At 60.8% G+C, this 13321-nt stretch carries 17 protein-coding genes and 2 pseudogenes; 12 read left to right on the top strand and 7 right to left on the bottom strand.

Annotated features, from left to right (window positions below):
- From JQ575_RS21850 to JQ575_RS21840, 3 genes and pseudogenes are all read right to left on the bottom strand, one after another.
- The coding region (locus tag JQ575_RS21850; RefSeq protein ID WP_212035225.1) for an outer membrane protein at positions 1-708 on the bottom strand (708 nt) is incomplete at its 3' end.
- Positions 709-945: 237 nt separating this feature from the next.
- Positions 946-1134: a hypothetical protein gene (locus tag JQ575_RS21845; protein ID WP_249166803.1), complete on the bottom strand. Its 189-nt coding sequence runs from the start codon at positions 1132-1134 to the stop codon at positions 946-948.
- 127 nt (positions 1135-1261) lie between these two features.
- Positions 1262-1527, bottom strand: a pseudogene (locus tag JQ575_RS21840) (CoA-transferase); the annotation flags it as partial.
- Between the two features lie 738 nt (positions 1528-2265).
- On the opposite strand from JQ575_RS21840, the pseudogene JQ575_RS21835 reads away from it, so the two are divergent.
- From JQ575_RS21835 to JQ575_RS21815, 5 genes and pseudogenes are all read left to right on the top strand, one after another.
- Positions 2266-2732, top strand: a pseudogene (locus JQ575_RS21835) (PH domain-containing protein).
- Positions 2733-3423: 691 nt separating this feature from the next.
- Positions 3424-3948, top strand: a complete 525-nt coding sequence (locus JQ575_RS21830) for an HdeA/HdeB family chaperone (protein ID WP_249166802.1) — start codon at positions 3424-3426, stop codon at positions 3946-3948.
- Positions 3949-4476: 528 nt separating this feature from the next.
- On the top strand, positions 4477-4665 hold the full coding sequence (locus tag JQ575_RS21825) for a hypothetical protein (RefSeq protein WP_212035222.1): 189 nt from the start codon (positions 4477-4479) through the stop codon (positions 4663-4665).
- The gene (locus tag JQ575_RS21820; protein WP_212035221.1) at positions 4662-4994 is read left to right on the top strand and encodes a hypothetical protein; all 333 of its coding nucleotides are present in this window, start codon (positions 4662-4664) and stop codon (positions 4992-4994) included. Before JQ575_RS21825 ends, JQ575_RS21820 begins: the two co-directional genes overlap by 4 nt.
- Positions 4995-5005: 11 nt before the next feature.
- On the top strand, positions 5006-5758 hold the full coding sequence (locus JQ575_RS21815) for a tyrosine-type recombinase/integrase (RefSeq protein WP_212035220.1): 753 nt from the start codon (positions 5006-5008) through the stop codon (positions 5756-5758).
- Positions 5759-6101: 343 nt separating this feature from the next.
- Here JQ575_RS21815 and JQ575_RS21810 read toward each other — a convergent pair whose 3' ends face one another.
- Positions 6102-6296: a hypothetical protein gene (locus JQ575_RS21810; protein WP_212035219.1), complete on the bottom strand. Its 195-nt coding sequence runs from the start codon at positions 6294-6296 to the stop codon at positions 6102-6104.
- A 371-nt stretch (positions 6297-6667) separates the two neighbouring features.
- Between JQ575_RS21810 and secE the strand changes: the two genes are divergently transcribed.
- The 5 genes from secE (at position 6668) to JQ575_RS21785 (ending at position 9710) form a co-directional block, all read left to right on the top strand.
- Positions 6668-6859, top strand: a complete 192-nt coding sequence (gene secE, locus JQ575_RS21805; RefSeq protein ID WP_211998077.1) for a preprotein translocase subunit SecE — start codon at positions 6668-6670, stop codon at positions 6857-6859.
- Between the two features lie 20 nt (positions 6860-6879).
- Complete coding sequence (gene nusG / locus JQ575_RS21800) at positions 6880-7410, top strand: transcription termination/antitermination protein NusG (protein WP_192734252.1); 531 nt, start codon at positions 6880-6882, stop codon at positions 7408-7410.
- A 137-nt stretch (positions 7411-7547) separates the two neighbouring features.
- Positions 7548-7976 carry a 50S ribosomal protein L11 gene (gene rplK / locus JQ575_RS21795; protein WP_065728804.1) on the top strand — a complete coding sequence of 143 codons (429 nt, stop codon included), beginning with the start codon at positions 7548-7550 and terminating at the stop codon, positions 7974-7976.
- A 6-nt stretch (positions 7977-7982) separates the two neighbouring features.
- The gene (gene rplA / locus JQ575_RS21790; RefSeq protein ID WP_192733881.1) at positions 7983-8675 is read left to right on the top strand and encodes a 50S ribosomal protein L1; all 693 of its coding nucleotides are present in this window, start codon (positions 7983-7985) and stop codon (positions 8673-8675) included.
- A gap of 81 nt (positions 8676-8756) precedes the next feature.
- A complete protein-coding gene (locus JQ575_RS21785; RefSeq protein ID WP_212035218.1) occupies positions 8757-9710 on the top strand; it encodes a 2-hydroxyacid dehydrogenase in 954 nt (317 codons plus the stop codon).
- A gap of 16 nt (positions 9711-9726) precedes the next feature.
- On the opposite strand, the gene JQ575_RS21780 is transcribed toward JQ575_RS21785, so the two are convergent.
- Genes JQ575_RS21780 through JQ575_RS21770 form a run of 3 tightly spaced genes read right to left on the bottom strand, consistent with a single transcriptional unit; the run spans position 9727 to position 11510 of the window.
- The gene (locus JQ575_RS21780) at positions 9727-10620 is read right to left on the bottom strand and encodes a sigma-70 family RNA polymerase sigma factor (protein ID WP_312015983.1); all 894 of its coding nucleotides are present in this window, start codon (positions 10618-10620) and stop codon (positions 9727-9729) included.
- Entirely contained in the window at positions 10592-11137 is a 546-nt protein-coding gene (locus tag JQ575_RS21775; RefSeq protein ID WP_212035217.1) for a hypothetical protein, read from the bottom strand. The genes JQ575_RS21780 and JQ575_RS21775 overlap by 29 nt, the downstream gene beginning before the upstream one ends.
- Complete coding sequence (locus JQ575_RS21770) at positions 11130-11510, bottom strand: hypothetical protein (protein WP_212035216.1); 381 nt, start codon at positions 11508-11510, stop codon at positions 11130-11132. Before JQ575_RS21770 ends, JQ575_RS21775 begins: the two co-directional genes overlap by 8 nt.
- A gap of 613 nt (positions 11511-12123) precedes the next feature.
- Here JQ575_RS21770 and rplJ point away from each other — a divergent pair.
- Both rplJ and rplL read left to right on the top strand, forming a co-directional pair.
- A complete protein-coding gene (rplJ, locus tag JQ575_RS21765) occupies positions 12124-12642 on the top strand; it encodes a 50S ribosomal protein L10 (RefSeq protein ID WP_212035215.1) in 519 nt (172 codons plus the stop codon).
- A gap of 52 nt (positions 12643-12694) precedes the next feature.
- On the top strand, positions 12695-13072 hold the full coding sequence (gene rplL / locus JQ575_RS21760) for a 50S ribosomal protein L7/L12 (protein WP_192733878.1): 378 nt from the start codon (positions 12695-12697) through the stop codon (positions 13070-13072).
- The last annotated feature ends 249 nt before the right edge of the window (positions 13073-13321 follow it).

The following is a 13321-nucleotide window of genomic DNA, read 5'->3' as shown; positions in this document are numbered from 1 at the left end:
GCGCAAGGTTACCATGTCCACGTCCTGACTGATCCGGTTGAGTGCACCGGCAACAATCGGATTGGCGACCGAGAACGAATTGTTCGCGTCGCCCATGAACAGATGGTTGTACTCGACACCGAACGACCAGTTTGGTGTGAAGCCGTACTCCAGTCCAACACCGATGGTGCCGCCCCAGCGGGTCGCGCTAGCTGAGGCCAGTTCAGCGCCGGTAAGGGTACTGAGGATGCTAAAGCGGTTGCTCGTCACTGCCGCGCCGCCCTTTACGTACAGCAGTGCTGCGTTCCAAGCGTAGCCGATCTGGCCGGTAAAGAGGCCAATACCATCGGTCGAGGTACGAGTGGAGAACAGAGGATTGAGGATGCTGACGCGCTGGTTGCTGAGATCCGCCCAATCGCCCTGAGCTTCCAGGCCAAACACCCACTGATTGGCTTGCCAGCGATAACCGATCTGCCCGCCAGCGAGGCCGCCCGACCGCTCACGGCAACCGTCAGCGACGACGACGCCAGCCACATCGACGAAATCCCAGCAGTTGCGGCTCTGTCCCCAGCCGCCATTGGCGCCGATGTAAAAGCCGGTCCAGTCGTAAATCGGAACGACGACTGGCGCGGGTGGCCGTGCCTTGACGGCCATATCCGCAGCGGATGCAGGGGCGGCCACGCCGAGTAATGCTACGAGACCAACGGAACACAACAGAAAATTCTTCATTTTTTCTCTCTCCATTTCCGTCGGCTTCTAATTTGTCCCCGCCAACGGTGGTTTGCAGGCGCTGCATTGATTCCAACTTGCGCGTGAATCCTACGTACGTTACGCCTAAGTACCCGTGCCAAAATGGCAACACCCAAGGGAAATTGGCGCGCTTCATTATCGCTTTGTTGATTATCGTGCACATGGCGGGAGGCGCGGCCGTGGGTCGCGAAAGTTGCGCGCCCCAGAAGCTGCGGCTTATTCGATCCCTGACTTCGGATCGGCACTTTCCTCCGCGTCGCCACTCTCTTGCTCCCGTCCTTCGTCAAGCCAGGACGGAATCTTTCCCGACGCGATAGCGCGTCTCGGCAAATGAGGAATGATCGTTCCGGCAGTCACGACCAATCCCTCGTCGAACTTGGCACGTGCGAAGCTCTTGGCTTCCATTTCGGTCTCGAATGTCTCCGTCGACCGAGACCGCCGACTTCGGACCGCTGTACCTTTCCATGGGATTTCGAACGTCACATACCAAGCATGCTTCTTCATCTGGTGATTCCGACCGAACCCGCCGCTAAGCCTTCTCGAGGACAAAGCTTTTGCCGCCGACCTCGATCTTTCGTGCGCCCTGTTCGACTATGGCCGACGCCCGGTCGGCGTTAGAGCGCCTCCCAGGCCACAGCCGCCAGCCCGAATGCGTTCCACGAAGGCGAACAGTTTTCCGACGCCCTTGCCGGGCACCGCTGCATCATTGCCGATGATGGAGAGCTCTGACTTTCTTTGCCTGACCAGTTCGTCCAGCAGGCGTTTCGGCGTCCTCACCCCCATGAACCCACTGACCATCACGGTCGCGCCGTTGGGGATCCTCAGTTGTGCTTGCAGGCGCGTGACCGAGGGTAGAGCGGTGCCGGCATGAGGCCTTGATCTGTATCAAGGCTTCCGCGTTGGAATTCGACGCCATTGCAGGCATCGTTGCTTATTGGTCGTTGCGGCGTTCTACGCCAATCGACGACAGAGCATTCGTCCCACAGCTCGCTTTAGAGACCCAAGACAGCGTTCTGCCTAAGGCGGTCGTGGAGACATGCTGCTAGTCTCCAGGACCGCCCGAGGTTTAAAGCCATCAGTGCTAGCAGGTCATTCCCCGCGCACATCTGCGGACGGCTCGCCGGGTGTGGCGGACGGTGGTTCTTGCTACACACACACCGTTAATTCGTGTCCTACCCACGCCGCAGCCAACCGCGACTTCCGTGATCAAGCTGTCCGGCTGAGGAATAATCGGTGCCAGTGGCGCAGCTTGTGCTGATACTGCGACCGAGAGAGCGAAGCCAGCAATAGCAATCAATTTAATCATTCTCCACCTCCCTGAACCGGCCAATCGCTCCGACCTCTCACAGGAAGGGGATGATCCGGCTTTCGTTTTCAACGCCTGCAAACGTGCGGGGCTGATCGCTCGAAGGCTTGCGATAGATCAAGGTCAAAAGACGACAGAGCCACAATGTTGGCAGTCTCACGGAGAGTTGAGATTTAGAATTTCGGCGTTGTCCAACCCGCTGCTGGGCAATTGTTAATTTCAAGGTGCTTATGGGACGTTATATCCAGGAAATCTTGCAGCCCGGCGAGAAGGTGCTGTATTCGAGCAACGAACACTGGATGTTTTTTCTCCCGGCAATCGCGGGGTGGATCATCGCGGTCGTTTTTCTGGTGCTGTGGCGCTCGGTCAATGCGACGCGCTGATGTTCGTTTGTCTGGCCTTGGCGGCGATTGCGGGGCTTGCGGCCTCCTATTGGACGACGACGGCTTGGTTTCACTGGACCACCGAGACCGATGTCACCAACATGCGGGTCGTCCACAAGGCTGGGTCCATTAAGCGACGGAACTTTGAAATGAACCTCGATAAAGTCGAGAGCGATCAGAGCATTTTTGGCCGCCTAATGAACTACGGCGATATCACCATTCAGGGCGTCGGCGAGGGAGCGCAAACCATTTCTACCATTACCTCGCCGCTCGCGTTCCGCAATGCGATACCGGCAAGGCCGACCAGCCGCTGAGCGACGCCGATTTGGTGCGAATTGAGATAGCCCACTCCGGCGAGGACTTCCGCGCCTCCTCGGCGCTGAGAAGCAAGGGTCTTTGCAGCGCCTTTGGCCTCATCCCACGACGCGCGCATCCAAACGTCGCGCTCTTCGTCGGTCGTCAGGATCACCGGCATTGCCTTCGGGTGGATCGGCCCGACCACCGCGTTCGGCGATGTCCGTCAGAAATCCATAGACCAGATGCGGTCCCTGGCACCGGCTTCCTTGCGAAACCGGGCGGCTATGGACTTATGCAATCCCGATCAGGATGGAGGCCCAAGTTCGGCGATCCGATCTCGCCGCCGCGCGCGCGGCTGACGGTCGCGGGGCTTGGCAGATCGCCGTCGAGACGCAGGTTTGGCGGCGGGCGGGCAATCAATGGCGACGGTATCAGCCATCGTCTTGGTTCCTGTTGCGTCGCGGTGAGATAGCTCATGCTCTCGGCGGCATAGCGGACGTGGTCGGGCTGGCTGCTGGCTCATCACCGTAGCAAATGACCCTATCCTGACAGAGAGTTGGGTCCGCCGCCGTTGATCTAGATCAACCAGAAACCTTGCACTCGCCATTAAGGGGCTGGAGTCACGGGATGCAGGTTTTGTGATCCCATTAAATTGCGATTGGTCTGCTCGGTCACTCGTTACTGGGAGTCATCACAATGAGATGCAGGTTGAATATCCTTACGTTCGCGATCTTAATTGTTCCAGCGTTCGCTAGTGAAGCGCTTGCCACGACGGCCGATATTCGCAGCATTACCTGTAGCGAATATCTCGCCATGCCGGCTGCACCGTCGAGTAAGTTCTCGGCTTGGATGACCGGCTGGTTTAGTTATCAAAGTCGGAGGACGTTTGTAGATTTTGACCTGCATCGGACAAATGTCACAAACGTAAGAGGGTGGTGCCAATCCAACCCGAGTGCCAGTGTGATGGTAGGACTGGAAAAATCGATAGGCGTAACTGCGGTGCCTAACGCTACGCTGGATTTTAACAAGATCACTTGCGGAACTTGGTTGGGGTACGGTCCAGTGGATCAAGATTTTGTAAGATATTTCATGAGCGGCTACTACAACGCGGCGGCAAGCAACAGTGTATTAGATTACGACCGCCTGCAGAGGAATTCCAGTGCGGTCGTCGCCTATTGCAAGAAGAATAAATCCCGCACTCTACCAACGGCCATTCAGAATAGAGCTAGCTAAGCTGGACCAGTTTCCAGCCGCTTACGAGCTACGGAGCGCGCCCTGCGGATGCATACGAACTCGGCCATTAGCGTGGCTTCTGCTAATGGCACATCGCGTCATTCCGCTGCGCTGCGGAATTTGGTTACTATTGGGGCATAGCGGACATCGAGTAGGACGCATCGCCTCCGCTGTAACTGCAACCACGGTCGCAGGATTTATTCGCGATTAGGTGCGGTGGCGCGGTCCCCGCGGTTACTCACAGCCTCAAAAGGACCCAGCGACCGATGAGGGCGGGTCGAGCGCCACCGCACGCGCGTCACCATCGCCAGCGCTCGCGCCATCGACCAAGGGCATTAGAGACGCGGCGCAGCGCTTCACGGTCGAGATTCCTCCTGCTCTAAATCGGCGGATAAAGATCCAGTGTGCGATCGACGATACCAAGATGACAGACGTCATGCGCCTCCTGCTGGAGCGAGAGTTTGACCGGAAGGAGCCGCAGGATAGTGCGTCGCCGTCGAAGCCCAAGCACAATGCGGAGGCAGCCTGATGAGGCGTGTGCCTTCCACATTCCGCCAGGGCGACGTGAAGCGGGCGTTGCAGGCCATCGAGGCGGCCGGTCAGAAGGCGATTGCCATCGAGATCGAGGACGGTCGCATTAAGATCAAACTCTATAACAGCGCCGATGCCGATGACCATGAAGCGAATCAGGATGTGAACGAGTGGGACGCCCAATGAAACTACCGCGCTACGTGCACGCCTTCATCGACCGTCATGGCCGGCCGCGGTTCTATTTGCGACGCAAGGGGCACAGGAAGGTGCCTTTGCACGGGCTGCCATGGTCGCCCGCATTTATGGAGGTCTACGAGCGCGCGCTTGCTGCCCATCAGGGAACGGCTGTGATCGGCGCGTCGCGTACCGTGGCCGGCACCCTCAACGCGGCCGCAGTCGCGTATTATCAAAGCAGCGCCTTCACAAAAGAATTGGGCGACGGCACGCGATCGAGCCAGCGTTCGCTGGTCGAACGGTTTCGCACCGAGCATGGGACAAGCGGCTGCGCAAGCTAGAACGCCGGCACATGCAGGTCTATATATCGAGCCTGCGATCACCGGCAGTTCAGCGCAACATGCTGCGCGCGTTGCGGCACTTCCTAAAATTTTGCAAGGCTGCCGGCCTGATCGATCACGACCCGAGCGAAGGCGTTACCCGCCAGAAAATGAAAAACACGGGCGGGTTCTACACCTGGACCGAGGATGATGCCGCCAGGTATGAGGCGCGCTACAAGGTCGGCACGATGGCGCGCGCGGCGTTCGAGCTGTATTTGAATTTGGGGGTGCGCAAATCCGACGTGGTGCGCATCGGACCTCGCTATATCCGTGACGGCGTCTTGAACAATTTCCTGCCGAAGAAGACTTCGACCACCGGCGGCAAGCGGATTTCGGTCAAGCTGTTCGACGAGACCAAGGCCGCGATTGATGCTCTGCCGGTAACCGGGACCGACACATATCTCGTGACCTCGTTTGGCAAGGCGTTCACCGCCAACGGGTTCGGCAACAAGATGCGCGAGTGGTGCGATGCCGCCGGACTGCCGGACTGCACCAGCCACGGATTGCGCAAACTGTTCATGATCCGGCTTGTCCACGCCGGCTATACCGCGCCGCAGATCGGGGCGTTGTCCGGCCACAAAGACCTGCGCGAAATACAGACCTACATTGACGAATATGACCGCCAAAAGGTCGGCATCGAGACCTCGACGGCGTTCGAGCAAGTTCGAAACGCGAACAGAAAACTGGCCAACCTTAAAGCGCGGTTGGCCAATCCGAGCAAATAGTCCAACGCTTTCAATAGGAGGATTTCAGGATGGTGAGCGCGGAGGGACTCGAACCCTCGACCCCATGATTAAAAGTCACGCGTTCAACGTCTGACCGTGTGTGTCTTAGCGAACGCGGCTACCATTTTTGCTACCAAACCAGTCAATATCGAGTGGTACACGACAGCATTGGACGGCCTAGGCAGAGCCAAAAATTTCAAGGAATACAGCCGTGACGACATGCGCAATTATCAGTTGGTACGACCTCAAGCGAACTCCAAAACCGGTTGTCGCAGGTTCGAGCCCTGCCGCCCCTGCCAGCTAAATCAAGGACTTGGTCGAGGTTCCTGCCGCCAGTCCGGAACTAGCCGAAGAAGGCGACGACCACTGCCATGTCCGAAGTTGCGGGCGCCACGCCGCGCAGATTCGCGTCAATCACCCGCCGGCAGGCATCGATGGTGACGGTATCGCCGAGGTCGTTGGCTGCGTCGAGAACGCTCCAGGCGATGTCACCTGCAGGTCCGTCCTGGCCGGTCTGGGGTTGGCTGAGCAGCGACATCGTCACCTCATGGTCCATCAAGGGGACGATCAGGATGGCGGGGAGCCTTTAAGAACCCGATCACGCTCTGATTCGGATTTGAGGGGCGCCCGGCACCGCCGGTTAACCAAGCGCCTTCGGTCCGGCCCGGGCGTTTCCGTCGGCCGGGGGCGTTCCGCAGGCCGGCCCATACCTTGACCTTTTGCCCGACTGGCAGTAGATACCCGCCACCTGCTGCCGGCCCGTTATGCGGATATCCGGCGCGGCTTTGAAATCCCCCGAACAATCGAGCCCGCTTGGCGGCTCATCCTTTGAGAGAGGGCTGGGCGCTAGAGGGCTGTTCGGATTCGCCTAAATTCAGAAATTCGTCTCAAAGGACGCGGTACCCAACGATGGCTATCAGCCCGTTCAAGTTCCTGCAGGAAGTGCGTTCGGAGACCGCCAAGGTCACTTGGCCGACCCGCCGCGAAGTGACCATCACCACCATCATGGTGTTCATCATGGTGGCGCTGTCTTCGATCTTCTTCTTCGCCGCGGATATGATCATCCGCTATCTCATTACCTTCCTGCTGGGCGTCCACTGATGAGCACCGGAACCCAAACGATGGACAAGCGCTGGTATATTGTTCACGCCTATTCGAACTTCGAGAAGAAGGTCGCGGAATCGATCCGCGAACAGTCCAAGCAGCGCGGGCTGGAGGAACTGTTCGAGCAGGTGCTGGTGCCGACCGAAAAGGTCACCGAGGTGCGCCGCGGCCGCAAGATCGACGCCGAGCGCAAGTTCTTCCCGGGCTACGTGCTGGTGAAGATGAAGCTGACCGACGAGGCGTTCCATCTCATCAAGAACACGCCCAAGGTGACCGGCTTCCTGGGTGCCGAAAACAAGCCGATGCCGATCTCGGAGTCCGAGGCGATGCGGATCCTGCACCAGGTGCAGGAAGGCGTCGAACGTCCCAAGGCGTCGGTGTCGTTCGAAATCGGCGAGAACGTCCGCGTGGCCGATGGGCCGTTCGCGTCGTTCTCCGGCGTGGTCGAGGAAATTGACGAGGCGCGTTCGCGCGTGAAGGTCGCGGTGTCGATCTTCGGCCGCGCCACGCCCGTCGAACTGGAATTCGGTCAGGTCGAGAAGGTCTGATCGTCTTGACCTCTTCCCGCATGCGGGAAGAGGGAAAAGTGCCGTGGGAGGAGATGGATGATCGCCAGTCATCCGTTGAACCGCACCACGGTCCTGTGAAGCTTCCGGATGATCCGGAGCAACATGAGGAGTGACGTATGGCAAAGAAAGTGACCGGATACCTGAAATTGCAGGTGCCGGCGGGTGCTGCGAATCCTTCGCCCCCGATCGGTCCCGCGCTTGGTCAGCGCGGTCTCAACATCATGGAATTCTGCAAGGCGTTCAACGCCCAGACGCAGAAGGAAGAAAAGAACACCCCGATTCCGGTGGTGATCACGATCTACGCCGATCGTTCGTTCACCTTCGAGATGAAGACCCCGCCGATGTCCTTCTTCCTCAAGCAGGCCGCCAAGATCCAGTCCGGTTCGAAAGCCCCGGGCCGCGACAAGGCAGGCCAGGTGACCAAAGCGCAGGTGCGCGAGATCGCCGAGAAGAAGATGAAGGATCTCAATTGCGATTCCGTCGAGTCGGCCATGAAGATGGTCGAGGGCTCCGCCCGTTCGATGGGTCTGGAAGTTGCGGGGTAACGGACCATGGCAATCGGAAAACGTTTGAAGAAGGCCCGCGAGGGCGTCGACCGCGAGAAGCTCTATCCGCTCGCGGACGCCATCAAGATGGTCAAGGAACGCGCCAAGTCGAAGTTCGACGAGACGATCGAGATCGCGATCAATCTCGGCGTCGATCCGCGTCACGCCGACCAGATGGTTCGTGGCGTGGTGACCCTGCCGAACGGCACCGGCCGCACCTTGCGCGTCGGCGTGTTCGCGCGCGGCGCCAAGGCGGAAGAAGCCAAGGCTGCGGGTGCTGACGTCGTCGGCGCAGAAGACCTGGTCGAGAAGGTGCAGGGCGGCGCGATCGATTTCGATCGTTGTATCGCCACCCCCGACATGATGCCGCTGGTCGGCCGCCTCGGTAAGGTGCTCGGCCCGCGCGGCATGATGCCGAACCCGAAGATCGGCACCGTGACCATGGACGTCGCCACCGCCGTGAAGGGCGCCAAGGGCGGCTCGGTCGAGTTCCGCGTCGAGAAGGCCGGCATCGTGCAGGCCGGCATCGGCAAGGCGTCGTTCACCGAAGAGAAGCTGGTGCAGAACGTCAAGGCGCTCGCGGATGCGGTCTCCAAGGCGAAACCCGCCGGCTCCAAGGGCACCTACATCCAGCGCGTGGCGGTCTCCTCCACCATGGGCCCGGGCGTCAAGGTCGAGCCGGGCACACTGCTCGGTTAAGGTCTTGCGGCACTGATGAGAAAACGGGGCGGAATCGGGTGACCGGTTCCGCCCTTTGCTTTGCGACAGGGAAAGAACAACATGCCCGAGAAGGTCCTGGTCTATTCGCGCTTCCCGAAAGCCCTGATGGTGCGGATCGGTGAGCGCTACGAACTGCTGGACGCCGCGGGCAAGCCACCGAACGAGACGTTCTCGGCCGAACAACTCTCCGGTATTCGGGCGATGATCACGGCAGGCGGCACACCGCTCAGCGCCGATACGATGGACCAGATGCCGAAACTGGCCGCCGTCGTCTGTTACGGCACCGGATATGATGGCGTCGATCTCGCGGCCGTTGCCAAGCGCAGGATTGTGCTCGGCCACAGTCCGGGCGCGAATGCCGCCTCGGTGGCGGACATTGCGGTGACGCTGATGCTGGCCGCGACCCGGCGCTTGCTGGTGGCCGACGATTACGTGCGCAGCGGTAGCTGGGCCGGCGCAAAGCCGTCGCCGATGATGCGTCCGCAGGCCGGCATGCTCGGGCGTAAAATCGGCGTCTACGGCATGGGGGAGATCGGCCGCAAGATCGCCGCGCGTGTCGCGGCCTTCGAGACCGAAGTGGGCTATTTCAGCCGCAGCCAGCACGACGTGCCGTATCAATATTTTCCGGCGCTCGAGGCGCTCGCGGAATGGTGCAGCGTGCTTGTCATCGCGGTTCGTGCCGGCAGCGACACCCACCACGTGGTCGATGCCAGTATCCTGAACAGGCTCGGCAAGGACGGCTACGTCATCAATATCGCACGCGGCTCGGTGATCGATCAGCAGGCGCTGGTCGCGGCGCTGACCGACCAGACCATCGCCGGCGCCGGCCTCGACGTCTACGCCAGGGAGCCGCATGCGCCGGACGCGCTGACGGCGCTGCCGAACGTCGTATTGTCTCCGCATATCGGCGGCCACACGCTGGAATCGCACGTGGCGATGCAGGACTGCGTGATGGCCAATCTCGAGGCGTATTTCGCCGGCAAGCCGTTGCCGTACGCGGTGAAGCTCGGCTGATCGCCGGGCTTGCCGGTTAGTGCCGGGAAGCCGGCAGCAGGTGCCGCAGCTTGTCGGGATTGCGGACGATATAGATCGCCGCGATCCGCTCCCCGTCGATCGCCATGCTCAGCGTGTGATCGAGTTCGCCGTCGACATAGAACAGGGCGCCGACGGCACCGTTGATGACAGCCGGTTCGACGCGAAGCTGGTGTCCGGGATTCTTGGCCGCAAGGCCGATGAAGAAGCGGGCGATCTTGTCGGCGCCGTGGATCGGATTGCGTGCGGCTGTCTTGCGGCCGCCGCCATCGGTGATCGCAACCGCGTCTTCGCGCAGCAGTTCGGCCAGACGCGCCACATTGCCGCTGGTTACGGCCTCACCGAACGCCATCAGCAGGCGGGCGTGAGTATCAGGCGTTGCGGCCGGCGCGGGACGCTCGTCGCGCACCGCGCGGCGGGCCCGGGTTGCGAGTTGCCGGCACGATGCCTCTGACCGGTCGAGCATGGCGGCGATCTCGGCAAACGGCGTGTCGAAGACGTCGTGCAGCAGGAACGCCGCGCGCTCCATCGGCGACAGCCGGTCCAGCGCCAGTAGCAACGCAAACGAAAGGTCATCGGCGAGTTCCGTCGCCGCGTCGGGCGAAAGACCCTCCGCATCGCAGACGGGCTCGGGCAGCCAGGGCCCGACATAGACTTCCCGCCGTGCTTTCGCGCTCTTCAGCCGGTCGAGGCAAAGCCGCGTCACGATGGTGACGAGAAAGGCCTCGGGGTTGTGAACGTCGTGTGCGCCGGCAAAGCGGAGGTAAGCATCCTGCACGATGTCTTCGGCGTCGCTGCGGCTGCCGAGCATGCGATAGGCGAGCCCGAGCAGGCGCCCGCGATGGGGCGCCAGCGGGTCGCCTTCAAGCGGCCTGTTTGACGACATCGACATTATGTCCATCCACCGGGACGCGGCGACATTCCCTGGCGTAGCCGAGCCCGGCCTTCACCATCGGGAACATCCGGCCCATTTGCAGCGCCAGCGTCAAATCGATAACGCCTTTCTGGCCCCATTGGGCGCGCACCGCGTCGCGAAATTCCTCGTCGTCGGCCGAACGGCGCGCGACGGCGTCGGCAAACCGGAACGCCAGACAGGTGGTGTCGCTCATCGCGCGGGGATCGCGCCGCAACACCGCTTCGATCTCCTCCCGGGGCATGCCGGCTTCCAGCGCCATGTCGACACAGAGCTGCGTGCAGGGGCCGCAATCTTCCGCCAGGGCGCCGACGAGCTTGGCGGCAAAGCTGGCTTCGACGGGAACCACCACGCGATGGCTGGCTGCCTTCATCACGGACGCAAATTTGAAGAACGCGGCAGGCGCCTCCTTCAGCATCATCTCCAGATAGCTCGTGTCGTAACCGTAACGCTCTGCTGTGGCGCGCAGCATGCGGCGCGCGATCCAACTACGCATGATGTTCTCCTTTGCTGGGGAAGGCGGAATAGAGGGCGAGGGCCGCCGGCAGGATGATGACGATTAGGTCGAAACCAACGTGATGGGAGTGCCCGCCGGCGATCATGACCAGATGGAGCAGGGCATGTGCGGCGAGGAACCCGGCGCCGGCGACGGCGGCCGGCCAGTAACGCGGACGCCAGGCCCGCGCCGCGAGCGACAGGCCGGCGGCAAGAAACGCCAGGCCGATGTCCTGGACGAAATGCGGGTTGAATGGCCCGGTATCGGTGACGCCGGGGACATTGGCGTACCAGAACGGCCCGGCGACGAGCATGGTCAGGCCATTGAAGAGGGCGGGTATCGCGAGAATTGCTGCTAATAATGAGCGCTGCATTGGGAACCTCCTGCGCCTAGACGAGCGAGGGGCTTCCGGTGTGACAAGGCGGGTCGAAAAAAATCGAGCTCCCCCGGTTCCCCCATCCGCCGCGGCCTGAATTTTGCCCTTGGCAAGACGGGCGAGACTCGGTAAAGAACGGCTTCCGGGCGTGCTGGCCGTTGCTGGCACGTCTGTGCTCGCATTCCGAAAACCCGATACGGTAGGAGATCATTCCTTTCAGGACATCCGCATGGATTGCTCGAAAGGAAGGAAACCCATCGTCAGGCTGGAATGTGGCAGGGGGCGTCCGGCTTGCCGGATAACCTCGATCCTGTCCAAGACTGCAGGCGCCCGCGATGAGATGCAAGTCTCTTCAACGGCTTAATCGCACAGCCTGCACAGACGGGTGAAGACCGGATTTTGCTTAACGTCGCATCATGCGGCGTATGAGCCGATTTGGTTCGAACCTCGACACCCCGCGCCATCTGGTTCGGGAGGGCAGGCTTTTCAATGTCGTCTTGCCCGACGTGTCCGAAGGACTGGTGTCTTGAGGTCAGGTTTTGGGTGAGACGGTGGGTGCAACCCGGCGGTCTCGCCTTACGCGAAGGCCGCCAACCGGAGAGAGCTTGCTGTGGAAAGAGCGGCAAAAAAGGACGCGGTTGAGGCGCTGAACGGGGTCTTCAAGACCACCAGCGTTGCAGTCGTCGCCCACTATTCCGGCCTCACCGTGGCCCAGATGCAGAAGCTGCGCACGCAGATGAAGCAGGCGGGTGCGTCGGTGAAGGTCTCGAAGAACCGTCTCGCCAAAATTGCTCTTGAAGGCACGGATGTCGTTGCCATCGGTTCCCTGCTGAAGGGACCGACCGTGATCGCCACTTCAGACGATCCGGTAGCGGCGCCGAAGGTTGCCATCGAATTCGCCAAGACGAACGAACAGTTCGTCATTCTCGGCGGCTCGATGGGTAAAACCGTCCTGGATGTTAACGGCGTGAAGGCTCTTGCCTCGCTGCCGTCACTCGATGAACTGCGCGGAAAGCTTGTCGGCCTCCTGGTGGCGCCGGCGACCAAGATCGCTCAGCTCTCGACTGCGCCCGCGGCCAAGCTCGCGCGCGTCGTCCAGGCCTATGCCTCAAAGAGCGAAGCGGCCTGACCCTTCGCAAATCAAACCTGGTTCGAACCAATACGTTTAAGGAAACAGATCAATGGCTGACTTACAGAAAATCGTCGACGACCTCTCGAGCCTGACCGTGCTCGAAGCTGCCGAACTCGCAAAGCTCCTTGAAGAAAAGTGGGGCGTGTCCGCCGCTGCCGCCGTTGCGGTTGCCGGTCCGGCCGGTGGTGGCGCTGCCGCCGCTCCCGCTGAAGAAAAGACCGACTTCACGGTCGTGCTCGCCGCCGCCGGCGAGAAGAAGATCGAAGTCATCAAGGAAGTCCGCGCCATCACCGGCCTGGGCCTCAAGGAAGCCAAGGACCTCGTCGAAGGCGCGCCGAAGCCCGTCAAGGAAGGCGTCAACAAGGACGAAGCCGAGAAGATCAAGGCCCAGCTCGAAAAGGCTGGCGCCAAGGTTGAACTCAAGTAACGCAAGTTACTTGAGACAAGGTCCCGGGCGGGGCGCAGCTGCACCCGGGATCGATGCAAAAGTCGTGCTATGGGACAACCGGACGCACGGCGTACACAAAAATGTGTGGGGATTCGCGGGGTTAACCCTCGAATCTCCACTATTGTCATCCCATATCGGGCTGGCAGCAGGAAAATACGGTAGGCGGCGGGAACGGCAGGGTTCTCGGCGTAAGCCGTTGGGAGACAGTCAAATTTCGGGCTTTTTCAG

Source organism: Bradyrhizobium sp. JYMT SZCCT0428 (assembly GCF_018131075.1).
In the GTDB taxonomy this organism is placed as follows: Bacteria; Pseudomonadota; Alphaproteobacteria; order Rhizobiales; family Xanthobacteraceae; genus Bradyrhizobium.
Note: the sequence above shows the minus strand (reverse complement) of the source record. Positions and strands in the feature narration are given on the sequence as shown.